22 protein-coding genes, 1 tRNA gene and 1 rRNA gene are annotated in these 19,444 nt (G+C 65.3%); 12 read left to right on the forward strand and 12 right to left on the reverse strand.

All coding sequences use genetic code 11. The annotated features are described in order from the left end of the window. Window positions 1–4: 4 nt before the first annotated feature. Window positions 5–730, forward strand: a complete 726-nt coding sequence (locus ACHFFA_RS07310) for a c-type cytochrome (protein ID WP_394270184.1) — start codon at window positions 5–7, stop codon at window positions 728–730. A gap of 33 nt (window positions 731–763) precedes the next feature. Here ACHFFA_RS07310 and ACHFFA_RS07315 read toward each other — a convergent pair whose 3' ends face one another. Next, complete coding sequence (locus tag ACHFFA_RS07315) at window positions 764–1,429, reverse strand: RlmE family RNA methyltransferase (RefSeq protein WP_394270185.1); 666 nt, start codon at window positions 1,427–1,429, stop codon at window positions 764–766. Next, the gene (locus tag ACHFFA_RS07320; protein ID WP_394270186.1) at window positions 1,426–2,625 is read right to left on the reverse strand and encodes a Ppx/GppA phosphatase family protein; all 1,200 of its coding nucleotides are present in this window, start codon (window positions 2,623–2,625) and stop codon (window positions 1,426–1,428) included. Before ACHFFA_RS07320 ends, ACHFFA_RS07315 begins: the two co-directional genes overlap by 4 nt. Window positions 2,626–2,807: 182 nt before the next feature. On the opposite strand from ACHFFA_RS07320, the gene ACHFFA_RS07325 reads away from it, so the two are divergent. Then, window positions 2,808–2,881, forward strand: a tRNA-Gln gene (locus ACHFFA_RS07325). Between the two features lie 32 nt (window positions 2,882–2,913). Here ACHFFA_RS07325 and ACHFFA_RS07330 read toward each other — a convergent pair. Genes ACHFFA_RS07330 through ACHFFA_RS07355 form a run of 6 tightly spaced genes read right to left on the reverse strand, consistent with a single transcriptional unit; the run spans window position 2,914 to window position 6,790 of the window. Continuing rightward, window positions 2,914–3,534 carry a riboflavin synthase gene (locus ACHFFA_RS07330; RefSeq protein WP_394270187.1) on the reverse strand — a complete coding sequence of 207 codons (621 nt, stop codon included), beginning with the start codon at window positions 3,532–3,534 and terminating at the stop codon, window positions 2,914–2,916. A gap of 12 nt (window positions 3,535–3,546) precedes the next feature. Continuing rightward, the gene (gene ribD / locus ACHFFA_RS07335) at window positions 3,547–4,536 is read right to left on the reverse strand and encodes a bifunctional diaminohydroxyphosphoribosylaminopyrimidine deaminase/5-amino-6-(5-phosphoribosylamino)uracil reductase RibD (protein ID WP_394270188.1); all 990 of its coding nucleotides are present in this window, start codon (window positions 4,534–4,536) and stop codon (window positions 3,547–3,549) included. Continuing rightward, window positions 4,499–4,948, reverse strand: a complete 450-nt coding sequence (locus tag ACHFFA_RS07340) for a hypothetical protein (RefSeq protein WP_394270189.1) — start codon at window positions 4,946–4,948, stop codon at window positions 4,499–4,501. The genes ribD and ACHFFA_RS07340 overlap by 38 nt, the downstream gene beginning before the upstream one ends. Before the next feature lie 50 nt (window positions 4,949–4,998). Continuing rightward, on the reverse strand, window positions 4,999–5,721 hold the full coding sequence (locus ACHFFA_RS07345; protein WP_394270190.1) for a M48 family metallopeptidase: 723 nt from the start codon (window positions 5,719–5,721) through the stop codon (window positions 4,999–5,001). Further along, window positions 5,718–6,182, reverse strand: coding sequence for a YcgN family cysteine cluster protein (locus ACHFFA_RS07350; RefSeq protein ID WP_394270191.1), 465 nt, complete (start codon window positions 6,180–6,182; stop codon window positions 5,718–5,720). Before ACHFFA_RS07350 ends, ACHFFA_RS07345 begins: the two co-directional genes overlap by 4 nt. Beyond that, window positions 6,170–6,790: an SCO family protein gene (locus tag ACHFFA_RS07355; protein WP_394270192.1), complete on the reverse strand. Its 621-nt coding sequence runs from the start codon at window positions 6,788–6,790 to the stop codon at window positions 6,170–6,172. Before ACHFFA_RS07355 ends, ACHFFA_RS07350 begins: the two co-directional genes overlap by 13 nt. Before the next feature lie 80 nt (window positions 6,791–6,870). On the opposite strand from ACHFFA_RS07355, the gene ACHFFA_RS07360 reads away from it, so the two are divergent. The 5 genes from ACHFFA_RS07360 to ssb all read left to right on the forward strand — a co-directional run bounded on the left by ACHFFA_RS07360 (window position 6,871) and on the right by ssb (window position 10,938). Then, window positions 6,871–7,476, forward strand: coding sequence for an ankyrin repeat domain-containing protein (locus ACHFFA_RS07360; protein ID WP_394270193.1), 606 nt, complete (start codon window positions 6,871–6,873; stop codon window positions 7,474–7,476). Next, window positions 7,476–8,165 (forward strand): COQ9 family protein, encoded by a 690-nt coding sequence (locus ACHFFA_RS07365; RefSeq protein ID WP_394270194.1) that lies wholly within the window; start codon window positions 7,476–7,478, stop codon window positions 8,163–8,165. The genes ACHFFA_RS07360 and ACHFFA_RS07365 overlap by 1 nt, the downstream gene beginning before the upstream one ends. Before the next feature lie 46 nt (window positions 8,166–8,211). After that, window positions 8,212–8,457: a ferrous iron transport protein A gene (locus tag ACHFFA_RS07370; protein WP_394270195.1), complete on the forward strand. Its 246-nt coding sequence runs from the start codon at window positions 8,212–8,214 to the stop codon at window positions 8,455–8,457. Next, a complete protein-coding gene (locus tag ACHFFA_RS07375) occupies window positions 8,454–10,301 on the forward strand; it encodes a ferrous iron transporter B (protein ID WP_394270196.1) in 1,848 nt (615 codons plus the stop codon). The genes ACHFFA_RS07370 and ACHFFA_RS07375 overlap by 4 nt, the downstream gene beginning before the upstream one ends. A gap of 88 nt (window positions 10,302–10,389) precedes the next feature. Then, entirely contained in the window at window positions 10,390–10,938 is a 549-nt protein-coding gene (ssb, locus tag ACHFFA_RS07380; RefSeq protein WP_394270197.1) for a single-stranded DNA-binding protein, read from the forward strand. A 199-nt stretch (window positions 10,939–11,137) separates the two neighbouring features. On the opposite strand, the gene ACHFFA_RS07385 is transcribed toward ssb, so the two are convergent. The 3 genes from ACHFFA_RS07385 to ACHFFA_RS07395 all read right to left on the reverse strand — a co-directional run bounded on the left by ACHFFA_RS07385 (window position 11,138) and on the right by ACHFFA_RS07395 (window position 13,002). Beyond that, window positions 11,138–11,872, reverse strand: coding sequence for a hypothetical protein (locus ACHFFA_RS07385; RefSeq protein ID WP_394270198.1), 735 nt, complete (start codon window positions 11,870–11,872; stop codon window positions 11,138–11,140). Window positions 11,873–11,950: 78 nt separating this feature from the next. Beyond that, window positions 11,951–12,490, reverse strand: a complete 540-nt coding sequence (locus ACHFFA_RS07390; protein WP_394270199.1) for a YceD family protein — start codon at window positions 12,488–12,490, stop codon at window positions 11,951–11,953. Then, window positions 12,487–13,002 carry a ubiquinol-cytochrome C chaperone family protein gene (locus tag ACHFFA_RS07395; protein WP_394270200.1) on the reverse strand — a complete coding sequence of 172 codons (516 nt, stop codon included), beginning with the start codon at window positions 13,000–13,002 and terminating at the stop codon, window positions 12,487–12,489. The genes ACHFFA_RS07390 and ACHFFA_RS07395 overlap by 4 nt, the downstream gene beginning before the upstream one ends. A 182-nt stretch (window positions 13,003–13,184) precedes the next feature. Between ACHFFA_RS07395 and ACHFFA_RS07400 the strand changes: the two genes are divergently transcribed. The 4 genes from ACHFFA_RS07400 to ACHFFA_RS07415 are packed head-to-tail and all read left to right on the forward strand — an operon-like array spanning window position 13,185 to window position 16,039. Then, on the forward strand, window positions 13,185–13,667 hold the full coding sequence (locus ACHFFA_RS07400) for an outer membrane protein assembly factor BamE (RefSeq protein ID WP_394270201.1): 483 nt from the start codon (window positions 13,185–13,187) through the stop codon (window positions 13,665–13,667). Window positions 13,668–13,727: 60 nt separating this feature from the next. After that, window positions 13,728–14,288: an ATP-dependent protease subunit HslV gene (gene hslV / locus ACHFFA_RS07405; protein ID WP_394270202.1), complete on the forward strand. Its 561-nt coding sequence runs from the start codon at window positions 13,728–13,730 to the stop codon at window positions 14,286–14,288. Between the two features lie 6 nt (window positions 14,289–14,294). Next, a complete protein-coding gene (gene hslU, locus ACHFFA_RS07410; RefSeq protein WP_394270203.1) occupies window positions 14,295–15,593 on the forward strand; it encodes an ATP-dependent protease ATPase subunit HslU in 1,299 nt (432 codons plus the stop codon). A 50-nt stretch (window positions 15,594–15,643) separates the two neighbouring features. Next, a complete protein-coding gene (locus ACHFFA_RS07415) occupies window positions 15,644–16,039 on the forward strand; it encodes a GFA family protein (RefSeq protein ID WP_394270204.1) in 396 nt (131 codons plus the stop codon). 8 nt (window positions 16,040–16,047) lie between these two features. Here ACHFFA_RS07415 and ACHFFA_RS07420 read toward each other — a convergent pair whose 3' ends face one another. After that, on the reverse strand, window positions 16,048–17,868 hold the full coding sequence (locus tag ACHFFA_RS07420) for an ABCB family ABC transporter ATP-binding protein/permease (protein WP_394270205.1): 1,821 nt from the start codon (window positions 17,866–17,868) through the stop codon (window positions 16,048–16,050). A gap of 704 nt (window positions 17,869–18,572) precedes the next feature. Here ACHFFA_RS07420 and ACHFFA_RS07425 point away from each other — a divergent pair. Continuing rightward, window positions 18,573–19,444: ribosomal RNA gene (locus ACHFFA_RS07425) — 16S ribosomal RNA — on the forward strand; the annotation flags it as partial.

Below are 19,444 nucleotides of genomic sequence, written 5' to 3' on the forward strand. Positions count from 1 at the left end.
TCTGATGGATGATCGTTTCAATACCGCCGCCGGATGGCTCCTGTTTTCCGGTATCGTCGCCCTTGGCGCATCGATTGTGTCGGGGATGTATTTCCATGGCGACAATCCGGAAATGCCGGAAAAGCCGGGCAAGCTGATCGTCGGCGCGGAAGAGGGCGGCGGGGACGAGGCCGGCTACGATCTCGGAACGCTGCTGGCCGCAGCCGATCCGGCAGCGGGCGAAAAGGTGTTTGCCAAGTGCACCGCCTGCCACACGATCAACCAGGGCGGTGCCAACGGCATCGGGCCCAACCTTTACGGCATCATCGGCGTGCCGATCGGCAAGCACGCCGCAGGCTTTGCCTATTCGTCCGCCCTGTCGGGCCATGGCGGCGTGTGGGACTATGCCAATATGGACAAGTGGCTCGAAAATCCTCGCGGCTTTGCCAATGGCACGAAGATGAGCTTTGCCGGCCTCAGCAAGCCGGAAGATCGCGCCAACGTGATCGCCTATATGAAGGCGAATGGCGGCGGGCCGGAATATCCGGCACCGGCGGCGCAAGAAGCGGCAGAAGGCGCGGAAGCGGTCGAAGGCGCCTCAGACGCGCCCGGCGCGGGGCCGGGTCCGGTCGAAGGCGCGCCGGTCGGCGAAGCCGAGGCGGCGGGCGGGGCCAGCGCGGATCAGCCTGTCCCGACCTCGCAGTCCGCCACCCGCAACGACGGGGCGACCAAGCCGGGCGAAGGCAACTGATCTGAACCTGATCGGGTCGAGCGGTGGGGGGCGCTAGCTTGCGGCCTTGAAACCTTGGGCAATGACGTACCACTCGCTCGAGCCTTTCCGGCTGGCGGGTGGCTTGGCATGCTTGACGCTGCGAAAGTGGGTCTTGAGCAGAACGAGCAGGTCCTGATCGGTGCCGCCGGCAAGCACCTTGGCGACGAACGCGCCGCCGGGGGCAAGGTTGTCGACGGCGAACCATGCGGCGGCCTCGACCAGACCCATGGTGCGCAGATGATCGGTCTGCTTGTGGCCGACGGTGTTTGCCGCCATGTCGCTCAGCACGAGGTCGGCTTTTCCGCCCAGCGCTGCTTCGAGCTTTGCAGGCGCGTCCTCGGCCATAAAGTCCATTTCGAAGATCGTCACCCCTTCGATCGCCTCGGTCGCCAGCAGGTCGATGCCAACTACGGCCGCTCGCGGGGCACGCTTGCGCACTACCTGGCTCCACCCTCCGGGTGCAATACCCAGATCGACCACGCGCTTTGCACCCTTGAGCAACGCATACTTATCGTCCAGCTCGGCAAGCTTGTAGGCCGCGCGGCTGCGATACCCGTCCTGCTTGGCCTGCTTGACGTAAGGGTCGTTGAGCTGGCGCTGCAACCAGCGGGTGGACGATGCAGTGCGCCGGGCCGCGGTCTTGACCCGGGTTTCGCGATCCTTGCCCGAACGGCTCACTTTGCATCTCCTCGTGCCGCCAGGATTTCCGCCCGGCTGCGCTCACCTTGCGCGTCGGCGGCAATGAGGCTGCGCAAGATCCCTTCACGGATGCCGCGATCAGCGACGCCCAAAGTCGGCGCCGGCCAGATGTCGAGAATGGATTCGAGGATTGCGCAGCCCGCCACCACCAGGCTGGCCCGGTCATCCCCTATGCACGGGAGCGCCTGACGCTCGGCAGGGCTCATGGACGAAAGCCGCGCCGAAATGTCCCGCATCGCACTCGAATGCACGATCAGCCCGTCGACGGCCTGCCGATCGTATTGCGGCAGGCCGAGATGCACGCTGGCGAGAGTCGTCACAGTCCCGCTGGTGCCGAGCAGGCGAATCGTGCTGCGGTCGCGCGCAAAGGCCCGCACCCGCTGGGCGAAGGGCTCGAACGCCGAAAGGACGGCATGCTTCATCCGGGCATAGCGTTCCTGCCGCGCGGCCAGCTCGTCATCGGAGCCACCCACCGTGTCGCTCAGCGAGACCACGCCGTAAGGCACGCTCATCCAGTCGATGATCCGCGGGACCGCGCCGCTCGGCTCCACGAGCACCAGTTCGGTCGAACCGCCGCCAATGTCGAAGATCACCGCCGGTCCCGGTCCGTCTTCGAGCAGGACATGGCAGCCGAGCACGGCCAGCCGCGCCTCTTCCTGGGCCGAGATGATGTCGAGCGCGATCCCGGTTTCCTCGCGCACGCGCTCGATGAACTGGGCGCCGTTGCTGGCCCGCCGGCAGGCCTCGGTCGCGACGGAGCGGGCCAGCCGAACGTGGCGCCGGCGCAGTTTCTCGGCGCAGACATGCAATGCGGCCATCGTGCGCTCCATCGCCTGATCCGACAGCTGCCCGTTCATCGCTAAGCCTTCGCCTAGGCGCACGACCCTGCTGAACGCATCGATCACCGTGAAATTCTCGCCCGAGGGACGGGCGATCAAAAGCCGGCAGTTGTTGGTCCCGAGATCGAGCGCAGCATAGGCCTGGCGGGAACCCGCTGGCCCCTTCGGCGCGAAAGAGGGGCCTTCGGCTGTGAGGGCACGCGGCTTGCGAGTGCCCACGCTGCGTGGTTCGGGCCGGGGGGGGCGTTTGTAGCGAAAATCGGCTACCTTGCCGGACGATCCGCCCCCGCGCTTTCCGTGCCCCTTGATCATGTCCGGCGGAGGATTGTCCGCCATGGGGTGTCTTTCCAAATTCCGCCCGCGACGCGTCTGGCCGCGGGGACTTGGAAAGGATGCTAGCGAGGTTGCAGCGACCCGGCAAGCAGCCGCGCAACAGCCACTTGACCTTGCGCGCTGCCGAATCTAGAGCGCCGTCCTTCCCGCCGCCCACCCTGTCTCCAAGGCAAGGGCGCGCCTGATGCCCCGTCGTCTAATGGTAAGACTACGGACTCTGACTCCGTCAATTGAGGTTCGAATCCTCACGGGGCATCCAAACCGCCGTTCCCCCGGATGCCGTCTGTCTGCCTAGCGCGTGCGCAGGGTCTGCATTCGCTGTAGGTAGCGGGCGATCGTATCGATCTCGAGATTGACCGGATCGCCGGCGGCAAGGTCGCCCAGCGTCGTAACCTGTCCGGTGTGCGGAATGATGTTGAGCGAGAACCGTGCCGTGCCGTCGGGCTGATCGGTTACCGCGTTGACCGTCAACGAGACGCCATCGACGGTGATCGAACCCTTTTCGGCAATGAACGGAGCCAGTTCGGCAGGTGCATCGATGTCGAGGCGCTTCGACCCGCCGACAATCTCGACGGAGGCGACGGTGCCGATCGCATCGACATGGCCGGTGACCAGATGCCCGCCAAGCTCATCGCCCACGCGCAGCGCAGGCTCGAGATTGAGCCGGGCTCCAGTGCGCCATCGGGAATCGGCCGTGCGGGCAACTGTCTCGTCCGAAACGTCGACCGCGAACCATGCGCCAGCACCGTCCGCTCCCCGTTCGACCACCGTCAGGCACACCCCCGAACAGGCGATCGAAGCCCCGATATCGATCGTCGCGGGATCGAACGGGCAGGTGATGACGGCGTGAAGATCGCCGCGCCCTTCGGTGCGTGAGACGGTTCCGATGGCGGTGACGATCCCGGTAAACATGTGCGGTTCTTCTCAGCGGATGCGGGTGAAAGCTTCGAACAGATCGCTACCAAGGGTGCGTCGTTCGGCCAAGCGCCATCGCCCGTGGGCTGATGCCAGATCGTGAAGTCCGAGGTCGGAAATGCCCGGGACCCCGCCGCCGATAACGATCGGCGCGCGATAGAGTTCGAGCCGGTCGACCAGGTCTTGCGCAAGGAAACTTGCCGCGGTCATCGCCCCGCCTTCGACATACAGATAATGCGCATCGATGGCGTGGATGCCGGCGGGCTCGCGAATCGCGAGAATACCGGGGGGCACATCGCCGCGGGTGAGGACGATCGGGCGCGGACTGAGCTGGCCCAGCCCTGTGAGGCGGACATTCAGCTTCGGCCGATCGATCCGCCAGGTGCCGCCGCCCACGAGGATCGCATCGCTGAGAGCGCGGCGCGAATGGACGTGTGCCCGGGCCGCCGCTCCGGTTATCCATCGGCTGGAGCCATTTGCGAGGGCGACGCATCCATCGAGCGACACGGCGAGTTTCAGGGTGACAAACGGCCTGCCCGAACGCTGTCGCATGAGATAGCCGGCAAGGCTTTGCTCGCACGCCTTCAATGGGCCGAATTCAGCCGCGATACCTGCTGCCTGCAAGCGCTCCACGCCCCGTCCGGCAGTGCGCGGATCGGGATCCTGCACTCCCACGATCACTCGCCCTGGACCGGCAGCGGCAAGGAGGTCGGCGCAGGCAGGACCGCGCCCGCTGTCGTGTGCGCAAGGTTCGAGCGTGACGAAAACGTCGGCACCGTGTGCGGCTTCGCCTGCTTCGGCCAGAGCCATCGCCTCGGCATGGGGGCGCCCGCCCGGCTGGGTCCAGCCGCGACCGACGGTTCGGCCATCGCGAACGATCAGGCAGCCGACGGCGGGGTTGGGATAGGCCGACGGCCGCCCGCGCCATGCAAGGCCCGCCGCCGCATCCAGCCATTGCGCATCAGTCGGCAGGGGCGGGGTCCGTTTGTCTCCGCTCACCGCGGGCCGCAGCGCCCTGCTCCAGTCGTGCCTTGAGGGCGGCGGCCTCGCGTGCCTCTTCGACCCTGGCCTCGGCTTCCATCCGGTCCACATCGATGCCGGTGGCACGGCCCAGCGCGCGATACAGTTCCTTGCGGCGCTCTTCGCGGGCGGCAAGTTCGGCCGCCATTTGATCCTTGCGCCGCTGGTTCTCGATGTTCGAGCGGCGAATTTCCTCGTCCGTGCGGCCTTCGGCGAAGGTGGTGATGTAGGTCACCTGGGGCGGTGCGGGCGGAACGAAGTAATCTTCCTGCGTCACCCAGGCGAGCAGCGTTCCCGTCATGACCAGCGAGGCCGCGAGGACGGGCCATCGGTAGGGGTTGGGACGCCGAAATTCTTCCCAGAAATCGGCCACGCCCCCGACCGGGTTCATTCGACTCATCAAGCGCATGCGAACTAGATAGGAAAAGCGCGCCCGAAACGCTAGCCGAAGGCCGCGTAAAGCGTGCGACCATGCGCGGAAAGCCAGGCGTTGGCCGCGCTGATATCGTCCTCGTAAATCTCGCCGAGAAGCGCGTGAAAGCGGGGCGAATGGTCGAATTGCACAAGATGCGCGACCTCGTGCGCCACCACCGAGCGGCGAACCGCGTCGGGCGCCTGGATCAGACGCCAGTTCAGGCGAATGACCCCCGCGCTCGAACAACTGCCCCAGCGCCGCTTTGCGCGGCTCAGGCGGACCGGCGCGCAGGGGAGGGAGGCGCGCCGGCAATAGTGCGCTGCATCGGCTTCGAAATGTGCGGCCGCCTCCTGTTCGAGCCACCGCGCCAGCCGCCGCGAGATCGTCTGTTCCGCGCCGCCGAGTCGTACCGTTCCGACAGCCGTGAGGGGGCGGCGCGAATGCGAAGGCGACCAGTCGATCGCGAGCGTCGTCCCCCGGTACAGTACGCGGCCCGTGCTTGCCGGATCGCAGGGTTCCGGCACTTTGGCCAATTGCCGCGCCAGCCAATCCGCCCGCGCATGGGCGAAGGCGATAGCGTCGCGCGCCGCGCACCATTTCGGCAAGGTCACTTTCACCGCAGATCCGTCGGGCGCGAGCCGCAGGGTAAGCCGCCGGGCCCGTTCCAGGCGCTTCAGTTCGATAGGCAGGGTTCGCCCGGCAATGTCGATCCGCGTCGGCAGGGCGGGGGATCGCAGCCAGTCGATCATGGCGCGTCCGCGCTTTCCTCGTCCTCTTCCCAGCAGACGACATGATGTTCGAGCGGGCCTGCGACATCCTCGCTGATGACGCGGCCGGCCACCGATACGCCTGCCCGCACCACCGCATCGCGATCGCCCGAGATAAGATAGTGCCAGCTCGGCAGGGGACGCCCTTCGGCTCGCCGGCGATAGGCGCAGGTTTCCGGGAGCCAGCGCACCTGTTCGACCAGGCGCAGGGTGAGTTGCAGACAATCCGGAACGAAGGCCTTGCGCCGCGCATAGTCGCGGCATTGCCCGGTCGAACAATCGAGCAGGGTGCAGGCGACGTTGGTATCCTCGACCTCGCCGGTATCCTCGTATTCGATCTTGTGCAGACAGCAGCGCCCGCACCCGTCGCACAGCGCCTCCCACTCTTCGCGATCGAGGGCGGCGAGCGGTTTTTCCCAGAACCGGTCTCTCAACGGACCCACTTGGTCAGTTCGGCGGTCACCGCCTCGGCACCCTGATCGGTCGGGAGCATGGTGATCGGCTCACCGTCGGGGCCGAAAAGGTAGGTGTAGCCGTAATGGTTCATCAGGTATCCGCCGCCAGGTTGCGTCTCGCCGCGGGAGAACGTTGTGCCGAAATCCTTGGCTACCTGCTCCAGCGTTGTCGTCTCGCCGGTAAGGCCGATCAGGCGGGGATGGAAGTTGGCGGTGAACTCGGTGAGCACCTGCGGCGTATCGCGCGCCGGATCGATGCTGATGAAGAGCGGCTGGATGGTCGCGCCAAGTGCCGGCTCCTGCGCCTCGAAAGCCTTGAGCCCGGCCATGGCCCGCTGGACGTCGGTGGGGCAGATATCAGGGCAGAAGGCATAGCCGAAATAGACGATGCGATAGCGGCCGGCAAAATCGTTCCAGCTGACCGGGGTGCCGTCCTCGCCGGTCAGAGTGAAATCGGCGCCGATCGTCGCCCCTTCGAGCGGGGGAGCCTCGTCGGGGGCGCTGGACGAGACGCCACAGCCGGCGATGGCCAGGATGGCTGGCAAGAGGAGGGCGAAAGGGAAACGGAGCGCGTGCGGCATGACAAGCCGGTTCATGGTCTGCTAAAGCGCCGTCTTCAAGAGGGCGGCTCCTCGAACGATCCGTGAATTTGCCGCAGATGGAGAGCGTAGTGCGCGTGAGACTGTTTCTGACCCGGGCGGGCATTGCCCTTGCTGCGGCCGCCCTCGCCGGATCGCCGGCCGCCGGGCAGGTGCGTTCGGACGGCGCCAAGTTTCTCAAGGCCGTCAAGGACCGCGACGGAACCGTCGCGACCGAACTGCTGAACGAGCCGGGCACGACGGTGGCCAATGCCCGCGATCTGGCAAGCGGGGAAAGTGCGTTGCATCTGGTGGTCCAGCGGCGCGATCTGACGTGGCTGCGGTTCCTGCTGCAACAAGGCGCCAACCCCAATCTGGGCGACAATGCGGGAGTCACTCCCTTGCAGGTCGCCACAAGGCTGGGTTTCATCGAGGGGCTGGCGGCGCTGGTCGAAGGCGGTGCCAATGTCGACGTTGCGGACACGACAGGGGAAACGCCGCTGATCGGCGCCGTCCATCGGCGCGATGCTGAAATGGTCAAGCTGCTTCTGGCCCATGGCGCCAACCCCCTGCGGACGGATAATTCGGGGCGCAGCGCCCGCGATTATGCGCTGCTGATGGGGGCCGGCAATCCGATCCTCGCCGCGATCGAGGCGAGCGCGAAGACGCGTCAGCCCGCCGCGCAAATCTACGGGCCGAGGTAATGGGCGCCGAGCCGGCCACGGGCGTCGAGGACCTGACCCTCGCTGAATTGCGGCTCGCGCTTGCGCCTGCGATCGCCGATGCTGCTGTCTTCGATGGATGGAGCGAGGCTGCCCTTGACATGGCCGCAGCCGATCTGGGCGCGGACCGTGATGTCGCGCGGTTGGCATTCAAGGCGGGCGGCCATGGTTCGCGCGCGATGGAAATGATTGCCGCCTGGATCGAGGCCATCGACCAGAGCATGGCGGCGGCGCTTCCGCCGGCCGAGCTTGCCAAGCTGAAGATCCGCGAACGGATCCAGGTGCTGGTCCAGTACCGCCTCGACGCGGTGCAAGGCCAGGAAGAAGCCCTGCGCCGCGCACTGTCGATCATGGCGATGCCACAGAATGCGGCGCGCGCGTTGAAACTCGGTTGGCGAAGCGCGGACGTCATGTGGCGCCTGGCCGGCGATACGGCGACGGATTACAACCACTATACCAAACGCGCGATACTCGCCTCTATCTACGCCGCGACGCTCACCGTGTTCGTCGCCGACGAGAGCGAGGGCAAGTCCGAAACGCGCGCATTTCTGGAACGGCGGATCGACGGGGTCATGCAGTTTGAGAAGGTCAAGGCCCGGTGGCTCAATTCCGAGCGTGAGACGTTCAGCGTGACACGGTTCCTCGGACGACTGCGCTATCCCTCAACCTGACGCTATTGATAACCAGTTGCAATTAGCGCGCTGACCTGACAGGGGCATGGCCATGACGTTGGATGGCTTCGACTCCGGGAAATCCGCGCGTATCGTCGCGGTCGAATGGTCCGCACTTGCCGCCGATGAAGGCAAGCGGTTGCGCGCCCTTGGCATCGATCAGGGTGAGACGATCTCCATCCTCCACCGCGGCATCTTCGGCGGACGCGATCCGATTGCCGTGCAGCTGGGGCAGATGACGATCGCTCTGCGGCGAACGCATGCCCGCGCGATCGAGGTCGAGCCGCTGTGACGAGGCGACGCAGCGCCGCTCTGGTCGGCAACCCCAATTCGGGCAAGTCCGCGCTGTTCAACGCGCTGACCGGCGCGCGGCAGAAGATCGCGAATTACGCCGGCGTCACAGTCGAGCGCAAGGCGGGGCGGCTGATCTTGCCATCGGGGGAACCGGTCGAACTGCTCGATCTGCCCGGCTCCTACAGCTTCGACACCGCCAGCCCCGATGAAGAGGTCACCCGCCGGGTCGTCCACGGCGACCTCGAGGGCGAAGCGGTGCCGGATGTCATCGTCCTGGTACTCGACGCGGCCAATCTCGAACAGCACCTCGTCTTCGCTCAGGAAGTGCTCGAACTTGGCCGCCCCACGGTGGTTGCCCTCAACATGGTCGACCTTGCCGAGCGTGACGGGCTGACCCTCGATCCGGAGGCGCTGTCGCAGGCTTTGGGCGTGCCGGTGATCCCGACGGTCGCGGTTCGCCGCCGCGGGCTGGACGCCCTCAATCAGGCGATCGCCGAGGCGGAAACCCACGCGGACGAGGACGCGCGCCGGCAATGGCACCTCACCTTGCCCGAGCGGCGGCTCGCGGCAAGGAACATCGCCCGGGCCGCGATCTTGTCGAAATCGACCCGTCACACCGTCGCCAGCGGCATCGACAAGGTGCTGCTCAACCCCTGGCTCGGCCCGCTGATCCTGTTCGGCCTTCTGTTCGTGGTCTTTCAGGCGGTGTTCGCCTGGGCGACCCCGTTCGCGGATGCGCTCGAAGGGCTGGTCGGGCTGCTCGCCGCCGCAGTCGCCGATGCCCTGCCCGAAGGGTTCGTGCGCGACCTGATCGTCGAGGGCGTTCTTGCAGGGGTCGGCTCGGTGGTCGTGTTCCTGCCCCAGATCGTCATCCTGTTCGCCTTCATCCTGGTGATGGAGGCGAGCGGATACATGGCGCGGGCCGCGTTCCTGATGGACCGGATGATGGCATCCGTCGGGCTGACGGGCAAAAGCTTCATTCCGCTCCTGTCGAGTTTCGCCTGTGCGATCCCCGGGATCATGGCGACCCGCAGCATCCCCGATCCGAAGGACCGGCTGACCACGATCCTGGTCGCTCCGCTGATGACCTGTTCGGCACGGCTGCCGGTCTATGCGGTGGTCATCGCCGCGGTCATTCCCGCGCGCACGGTGGGTCCGGGCATCGGGCTCCAGGGGCTGGTGCTGTTCGCGCTGTATCTCGCCGGTATCCTGGGTGCGATGATCGTGGCGCTGGTGCTGCGGCGGACGGTTACCAGGGGCACCGCGGGAGGTTTCATCATGGAACTGCCTCGTTATCAGCTGCCACGCATCAAGGACCTGGCGATCGGGCTGTGGCAACGCGCGTGGGTGTTTCTGCGCCGGGCCGGGACGATCATCTTCGTCGCCACCATCGCGCTGTGGCTGCTGCTGTCGTTCCCCAAGGCCGAGCCGGGCGAGAGCCAGCTCGATGCCAGCTTTGCCGGCGCGGTCGCCGATACGCTGCATCCGGTGCTGGAACCGATCGGCTTCAATCGCGAGATCAGCCTTGCCCTGATCCCGGCACTCGCGGCGCGCGAAGTTGCCGTGTCGGCCCTGGCCACGACCTACGCGGTCGACGCGGAGGACGAGGACATCGCCGCAGAGGGGGTGACCGGCAAGATCGCCGCCCTGTGGAGCCTGCCCACCGCGCTGGCGTTCCTTGCCTGGTTCGTATTTGCCCCGCAGTGCCTTTCGACCATCGCCGTCGCGCGGCGCGAGACCAATGGCTGGACGTGGCCGATCGTCATGGTCGTCTACCTGTTCGCGCTCGCCTGGCTGGCCGCCGGGGCGACCTTCTGGATCGCGACCGCCCTCGGGCTTTGATCGGGTTTGTCCAAAACGGTCGGTTCCGCACTGGCACCGCGCGCAAGCCTTCGATAGGCCCGCTCCTACATTGACGAAGGACGAATCGATGGCCGGAAGCCTCAACAAAGTCATGCTGATCGGAAACCTCGGGGCAGATCCCGAGGTGCGCAGTTTTCAGAACGGCGGCAAGGTCGCCAACCTCCGCATCGCGACCAGCGAGACCTGGAAGGACCGCAACAGCGGCGAACGGCAGGAACGCACCGAATGGCACACCGTGGCGATCTTCTCCGAAGGGCTGATCGGCGTGGTGGAACGCTATCTGCGCAAGGGCTCGAAGGTCTATGTCGAAGGCCAGCTGCAGACCCGCAAATGGCAGGACCAGCAGGGTAACGACCGCTATTCCACCGAAGTGGTGATCCGCGGCCTGAACGGTTCGCTCACCATGCTGGACGGTCCGGGCGGCACCGGGGGTAGCGGCGGCAGTGGCGGCGGCGGTGGCGGCTATCAGCGCAGCGGCGGGGGTGACGGCTACCAGGGCGGCGGTCAGAGCTCGGGCGGCGACAACTGGCGCAGCGGGGGCGGCTCTTCCAGCGGCGGCTCGCAGGGCGGCGGCGGATCGAACTACGACGATCTAGACGACGACATCCCGTTCTGAGCCGCTGATATTGCCCGGCATGTCGGTTGCAGGCCGGGCGGTGTCACACTTGTCACACAGTCCTGAGGCGGAAATGCTCGCTGTGCTGGCGGCATGGCGGGCGGCGGTCATCGGCGCAGAGTGCTGGCGAAGCCCGGTGTAGGAAAGGCCCTGTCCTTCGGCCCCCGGGCAATTGCGGCCTGCTGCCGGGACGGGTCGCTCAATCAGCCCACATTTCCGGGCGGAACCAGTTGCATGCCAGTTCCGGCCGGGCCTGCTGCAACCGCTCGAATTCATCCCTCGATGCGACGCGGGCGATACCAAGGTAGGTGAGCCGCGGGCATTGGCCCAAGGGGGCAAGGCTCTTGTCGCCAAGCCTGGTGGAGACGCCGAGGAACGCGGTCAGCGATTGCAGTCCGGCAAGCGGTGCAAGGCTGGGGATCGTGTAGGGGCTCCACATCCCGCCTTCGATGCCGATCACCTCGAGATGATGGGCATCGCGCAGCCACTCGAGATCGGTCATCTTCTTCGGGTTGGTGATGATCAGGGTTCGCAGCGATGGCAGTTCGAGCAGGGGGCGAAAGTCCGCGATATTGCGCGGGCTATCGATGCTGAGAAAGGTCAAGGAGCGTAACGCGCGAAGAGGGCTGAGATCCCTGGCGACCATCGGCCACTCCAGCTCGAGCCGGACGAGATCGGCAAGCTGCGCGATCTCTTTGAGAAACGCCTGATCGACATTTGCGCTGATCAGGTGCCGCAGGTTCCGTCGGGAGCCGAGCCCGCGATAATTGTGCTTCTGCCGCCCGATCCACGCCTTGGTGGCGGCTTCGGGAATGTCGCCCGCCGCCTCGTAAGCATGGGCTGCGCGCCACTCGGCAAAATCGCGCGTCGCATGGCCGCGAAATTGCGCGTTCAAGGCGCTTTGGAGGCTCGTCCAGGTTTCCGTCCCGTCCATTCGGCCACCTCCCTTGCGAACAGGTGCCCTGATTGCAGAGAGACGTTAACGGACAGCTTCCGCCGCCCGGCCAGGCGGTCAGGCGCCGTCCCCCTTCAGGGCGCGCAAGGCCTCGGCCAGCGGTCCGCCGGGCCTTGCGTCCTCGTCGCTTTCGATCCCGGCGGCCGCGCGCGCTGCTTCGGCATCCGGACCTTCGCGGTAGGGATCGATGGCAAGGCCCAGCGTCTGCGCCAGCGCCTCGCCGATATCGAACGTGTCGCCCTGATACTCGACCTCGTCGGGAGCATTCCCGGCCAATTCGATTTCCTCGTCTTCGTCGAAACGGGTCAGCCGGCCATCGGAGACGAAGAGCAGATTGATATCCTCGGCGATACGATACGAGAAATCCTCGCGGGTGACGGCGCACGGCTGGACGATCTCGGCGTCGAGGCGGCCGGTCGCGGCGATCCCCTCATCGCCTTCGGCAAAGGTCACCTCGGCGATCAACCGCTCGATCGCGGTGACGGCGAACCGCCGGGCGAGGGCGGCGCGCTCGTCTTCGCTCGCCTCGATCCGCATGTCCGCCGCCGGCAAGGACCGGACCTTGACGGGGCGGGTCATCTCAGCGGGCGCGGTCATGCAAATTCGCCGGCGCGCAACTGGGCGACATTGGTGCGTTCGAGCCGGGCGTCCAGCCGCATCATGCGTTCGGCAAGGGCCTCTGCCTCGTCCTCCTGCGCGAGGGTGACATTGCGGCGCAGGGCGGCGGCCAGCGCGCCGCGGTCCTCCTCGGCGATCGCACGGCGATAGGCGCCCAGCCGTCCGCCCATGCTGCTCATCAGGGTACCGATCTTCTTGCCCACGGTGGGGTCGCCGATGCCTGCCTCGCGCAACTGGCCTTCCATATCCTCGATGAACAACTCGGTGAGCAGGGCGGTGTGCGGCGTCAGTTCGGCTTCGTCTTCCATCCGCATCAGCACCAGGCTGAGCACCAGCGTCACCATGTCGAACCGCCCTTCCAGCGTATCGGCGACCCCGCACATCCGGTAATATTCGGGATCGCGCGCCTCGGCGACGATGCGATGCCACAGGGGGCGCCATTGTTCGCGCGGATCGGGCGCGGTTCCGAACAGGCGGGCGAAGAAGGACATTGCAGGCAGGCTCCGGCTGGCGTCGTTCAGTGGCAATTCAAGGTGCGCCGACGAAGGCACCCGGGTTCAATCCATCGCCGCACGTTGCACGATGATGCACCGCGGTCTAGGGCGCGTGTCGATATAAGGCGCCGGCCGCGCTCGCCAAGCCGGTGCCGCATCACGGAGTTTTGCAGGTTCCCATGAACGCATCGAAGATCGCCGCATTGAGTGTGCTGGCCGCGGCCGCAATCGGCAGCGCCGGGTGCAGTTCCATCCGCGAATCCCGCGGGTATGTCGTCGACGCCACGCTGGTCGATGTGGTGCAGCCCGGGATCGACAACCAGCGCAGCGTCGAGGCGACGCTGGGCCGGCCGACTTTCACCAGCCAGTTCGGCGAGCCCACGTGGTATTATGTGTCCAGCGTGACGGGTCGCAAGCCGTTCGTCCGTCCCGAAATTCGCCAGCAGCAGGTGCTGGCCGTCAAGTTCGACCGCGCGGGCAACGTGATCGCTGCGGATCGCAGCGGGATCGAGAAGGTCGTCTATCTCTCGCCCGACGGTGACGAGACGCCGACCCTGGGCCGGGAGCGCAGTTTCCTCGAGGACCTGTTCGGCAATATCGGGACGGTCGGCCAGCCCGGTCTGGGCGGCGGTGCCACCGGGCCGGCGGGCCCTGGCGGCTGAGGTACGGCCCGGTCCGGCAGCTTGCTTGACGCAAGGGCAAGCCGCCCCATATCCTGCCGCATGAGAGGCAGAGACGAAAGCCACGGACTGACCCGGTGGCACGGCACCACGATCATCGGCGTCAGGCGGGGGGACCGCATCGTCATCGCCGGTGACGGGCAGGTGTCGATGGGCAACACGGTGATGAAGCCCAATGCCCGCAAGGTCCGGCGGATCGGCGAGGGCGGCAAGGTCGTCGCCGGGTTTGCCGGTGCCACCGCCGATGCCTTCACCCTGTTCGAACGGCTCGAAAAGAAGCTCGAGCAGTACAGCGGGCAGTTGCTGCGCGCCGCGGTGGAACTCACCAAGGACTGGCGGACCGACAAATATCTGCGCAATCTCGAGGCACTGATGATCGTTGCCGACAAGGACAATCTTCTCGTCCTCACCGGCAATGGCGACGTGCTGGAACCCGAAGGCGGGATCACCGCGATCGGTTCGGGCGGCAATTATGCGCTCGCGGCGGCCAAGGCGATCGCCGATTACGAGGCCGACGCCGAAGTCATCGCGCGCAAGGCCATGGCCGTCGCGGCCGAAATCTGCGTCTTCACCAACGGAAACGTGACGGTCGAGACCGTCTGAGGCTTCATGGACAATCTGACACCCAAGGCGATCGTCGCGGCGCTCGACGAGCACATCATCGGCCAGAAAGAGGCCAAGCGCGCAGTTGCGGTGGCCTTGCGCAACCGCTGGCGGCGCCAGCGGCTGGCACCCGATCTGCGCGACGAGGTGACGCCCAAGAACATCCTGATGATCGGCCCCACCGGCTGCGGCAAGACCGAGATCAGCCGCCGCCTGGCGAAGCTTGCCGAGGCGCCGTTCGTCAAGGTCGAGGCGACCAAGTTCACCGAGGTCGGCTATGTCGGCCGCGATGTCGAACAGATCGCCCGCGACCTCGTCGAGGAAGCGATCCGGCTGGAGAAGGAGCGGCGCCGCGAGGCGGTGCGCGAAAAGGCCAGCGAGGCAGCGATGGACCGCCTGTTGAGCGCCCTCGTCGGCGATAATGCCAGCACCGCCACGCGCGAGGCGTTTCGCGAACGGATCGTCCAGAACGCGATGAACGAGACCGAGGTCGAGATCGAGGTCCGCGACGCGCCGGCAAGCTCGATGGAGATCCCCGGAATGCCCGGCAATGTCGGGATGATCGACCTGTCCGACATGCTCGGCAAGGCGATGGGCCGCGCGCCGACCAAGCGCCGCAAGCTCAAGGTCCCCGATGCGTGGGACAAGCTGGTCGAGGAAGAGGCGGAAAAGCGCATGGACCAGGACGATGTCGCCCGGGTCGCGCTGGAGAACGCCGAAACCAATGGCATCGTGTTTCTCGACGAGATCGACAAGATCGCGGTCAGCGACGTGCGCGGCGGTTCGGTCAGCCGAGAAGGCGTGCAGCGCGACCTGCTGCCTTTGATCGAAGGTACGACGGTCGCGACCAAGTACGGACCGATGAAGACCGACCACGTGCTTTTCATCGCCAGCGGTGCGTTCCACGTCGCCAAGCCATCCGACATGCTGCCCGAGCTTCAGGGACGCCTGCCGATCCGCGTCGAACTGCGGGCGCTAACCGAAGAGGATTTCGTCCGCATCCTGTCCGAGACCCGGGCCAATCTGGTGGAGCAGTATCGTGCCCTGATCGCCACCGAAGAGGTCACTCTCGACATCACATCCGATGCGATAACCGAAGTTGCCCGGATCGCAGCGCGGGTCAACGAAAGCGTCGAGAACATCGGCGCCCGTCGGTTGCAGACGGTCATGGAACGATTGCTCGAGGAAATCAGCTTCGAGGCCGAGGATCATGCGGGCAAGACGATCACGGTCGATGCGGCCTATGTGCGCGAGCGACTGGACGATCTGGCCGGCGACCGGGATCTGTCGAAATACATCTTGTGACCGGCTGACCGCGGGCTAACCTCCGGCAGCTGCAAACAGGGGTTCCAGCCATGCCCACAGGTCGCTGCCATTGCGGCAAGATCGCTTACCGCTTTACCGGCGAACCCGGCCATAGGTCCGTCTGCCACTGCGAGGATTGCCGCCGCTGTGCGGGGGCGACCGGAGTGGCCTGGCTGTCTGTCGCGCGGGACCAGTTTGCGATCGAACGGGGGGAGCCGAGGCTCTACCGGTCGTCAGAGAATACCGAACGCTATTTTTGCGGCGATTGCGGCAGCGGGCTCTATTACGTGAACGAACAGGTGCTTCCCGGCCTCGTCGATATCCAGATCGCCACGGTCGACAATCCGGAAGCCTATCCGCCCGAACTGCACGTCCAGATGGACGACGCGCTGGCGTGGGAGGCAGGACTGCCGGGCCTGCCAGCCTTCGCCCGCTACCCCGGCTGATCGCCAGCCTATTCGGCTGCGTCGGGAAGATCCTCGGCTTCGGCCTGCTGACGGGCCCACATCTCGGCGTAGAGACCGCCGGCGCGCAGCAGTTCGCCATGCCGCCCGCTTTCGGCCAGCTTGCCCTGTTCGAGCACGAGGATGCGGTCGGCATCGGCGATGGTCGACAGGCGATGCGCGATCGCCAGCGTGGTGCGATTCTCGCTCACTTCTCGCAAGGTGCGCAGGATGTCCTGTTCGGTTCGCGAATCGAGCGCGCTGGTCGCCTCGTCGAGCAGGAGGATGGGCGGATCCTTCACCAGGGTGCGGGCGATGGCGACACGCTGCTTCTCGCCGCCCGAAAGTTTCAGGCCGCGTTCGCCCACTTCGGTCTCGAAACCATCCGGCAACCGCTCGATCAGTGACGTGATCGAGGCGGCGGCGGCGGCGGCCACGATGTCGTCATTGGTCGCGCCCTCGCGGCCATAGGCGATGTTGTAACCGATGGTGTCGTTGAACAGCACGCTGTCCTGGGGGACGATCCCGATATGGGCGCGCAGCGAGGCTTGCGTGACGGCCGCGATATCCTGCCCGTCGATAAGGATGCGGCCGCTCGTCGGGTCGTAGAAGCGGAACAGCAGGCGGGCGATCGTGCTCTTGCCCGCGCCCGAGGGGCCGACGATGGCGACATGACTGCCCGCCGGTACCTCGAAGCTGAGGCCGTGCAGGATCGTGCGCTCCTTCTCGTAGCCGAACACCACATCCTCGAACACGATCGAGGGCCGGCGCACGATGAGGGCGGGGGCGCCGGGCCGGTCCGCCACCTCGACCTGCTGGTCGATGAGGTCGAACATCGCCGCCATGTCGATGATGCCCTGGCGGATCGTGCGATAGACCCAGCCCAGCATGTCGAGCGGGCGGAAGAGCTGCGTAAGGTAGGTGTTGACGAAAACGAGGTCGCCGGTGGTGAGGTCACCCCGGCTCCACCCCCAGACCGTGTAGGCCATGGCGGCGCCCATCAGCAGGTTCATGATCAGCGCCTGCACGATGTTGAGCAGGCCGAGCGAATTCTCGCTCTTGATCGCGGCCTCGGCATAGGCGTGGGCGGCGCGTGAATACCGCTGCTTCTCGCGCCCTTCGGCGCCGAAATACTTGACCGTCTCGTAGTTCAGCAGGCTGTCCACCGCGCGGGCCAGCGCCTGCCCGTCGAGGTCGTTCATCTGCTTGCGCAGCCGGGTGCGCCATTCGGTGATCCAGCGGGTCACCGCGACATAGGCGACCACCGTCAGCGCCGTCGCCAGCACCAGGCCCCAGCCGAAGTTGATGTAGAAGATCACTCCCACCGCCACGACCTCGACGATCGTGGGGGCGATGTTGAACAGCAGGAAATAGAGCATCGAATCGATGCTCTTGGTCCCGCGCTCGATGGTCTTGGTGACTTCGCCGGTGCGGCGCGAAAGGTGGAACCGCAGCGACAGGCGGTGGAGCCGGGCGAAGGTATCCTCGGCCAGGTTGCGGGTCGCCTCCTGTCCGACCCGCTCGAACACGATGTTGCGGGCATTGTCGAAGCCGACCGAGGCAAAGCGTCCCGCGGCGTAGGCGACGACGAAGGCCATCGCCACCATTGCCGCCTCGTTCGCCGGGGCGGTCATCGTATCGACGGCACGCTTGTAGACGTAAGGCAGCACCAGCGTGGTCGCCTTGGCGATCAGGACCAGCAGCATCGCCCCGACGATGCGCTTCTTCAGCTGCTCTTCGCCCTTGGGCCACAGATAAGGGATGAAACGCTTGAGCGTCGACCAGTTGTCGGCGCTGTCGCGATCGCGGGAGGTTACGGTATCGGGGGGCATCGCGCTGCAATCTGGTCGCTGGCGATGGCGTGCGCAAGCAGGCCGGGCGAGCGGGCGAGACGTGCGAAAATCCGATTCGCTGGCAGAGATTCGCGATCGAGGCGTGAATCACCCGATAGATCGCGCGAACGGCCCGCTGAATCGGTGCCAGAAGCGCGCTTCCGGCGTTCGAAATCGAGATCTGGGTTCGATTCAGTCGTCTCTGACAGGCGAAGCCATGGGAGGGATCAGAGATTTGGCTGGTCAAAAACGGCGGATTTCCGCGAGTTTTGAAGAAAAGCGCAATAAAATTGTAAAAAGCCGTTGACCGAATCCCGACCCCCACCTATTTGGCCCTCACCGACGCGGCGCTGACGGCTTCCACCGCCACCCGCAACGGTCGCCAACAGAGACGGACAACCGGCCCCCGGTTCAAATCGGGGACCATACGTTGTCCGCCTAACACTGTCTCGGCGGCTCTTTGACATTGTTGGTTTTTGATGAAGGGACATGTGGGCGACGGCGCCCGGTCCGGGGACCTCAAGGCTCCGGTAACCGGTTAACCTAAGCCGATCGCCACATCCGATCGCGGGCTCCACGCCTGCCCGGATGGCAAGCATGTTCATTCGTATCCATTACGTTTGACAGTGCAGGTATCGGCTCCTTGAAGCTCATGCCATGCAGGCGGACGGGGCTTTCCCCCGTGCTTGTTTGGTGTGTGACACAAACTTGAGAGTTTGATCCTGGCTCAGAACGAACGCTGGCGGCATGCCTAACACATGCAAGTCGAACGAGACCTTCGGGTCTAGTGGCGCACGGGTGCGTAACGCGTGGGAACCTGCCCTTAGGTTCGGAATAACTCAGAGAAATTTGAGCTAATACCGGATAATGTCTTCGGACCAAAGATTTATCGCCTTTGGATGGGCCCGCGTAGGATTAGGTAGTTGGTGAGGTAAAGGCTCACCAAGGCGACGATCCGTAGCTGGTCTGAGAGGATGATCAGCCACACTGGGACTGAGACACGGCCCAGACTCCTACGGGAGGCAGCAGTGGGGAATATTGGACAATGGGCGAAAGCCTGATCCAGCAATGCCGCGTGAGTGATGAAGGCCTTAGGGTTGTAAAGCTCTTTTACCAGGGATGATAATGACAGTACCTGGAGAATAAGCTCCGGCTAACTCCGTGCCAGCAGCCGCGGTAATACGGAGGGAGCTAGCGTTGTTCGGAATTACTGGGCGTAAAGCGCACGTAGGCGGCTTTTTAAGTCAGGGGTGAAATCCCGGGGCTCAACCCCGGAACTGCCTCTGAAACTGGAAAGCTAGAATCTTGGAGAGGCGAGTGGAATTCCGAGTGTAGAGGTGAAATTCGTAGATATTCGGAAGAACACCAGTGGCGAAGGCGACTCGCTGGACAGGTATTGACGCTGAGGTGCGAAAGCGTGGGGAGCAAACAGGATTAGATACCCTGGTAGTCCACGCCGTAAACGATGATAACTAGCTGTCCGGGTTCATGGAACTTGGGTGGCGCAGCTAACGCATTAAGTTATCCGCCTGGGGAGTACGGTCGCAAGATTAAAACTCAAAGGAATTGACACACC

Origin of the sequence: Qipengyuania sp. (assembly GCF_043423005.1) — a bacterium.
GTDB lineage: Bacteria > Pseudomonadota > Alphaproteobacteria > Sphingomonadales > Sphingomonadaceae > Qipengyuania.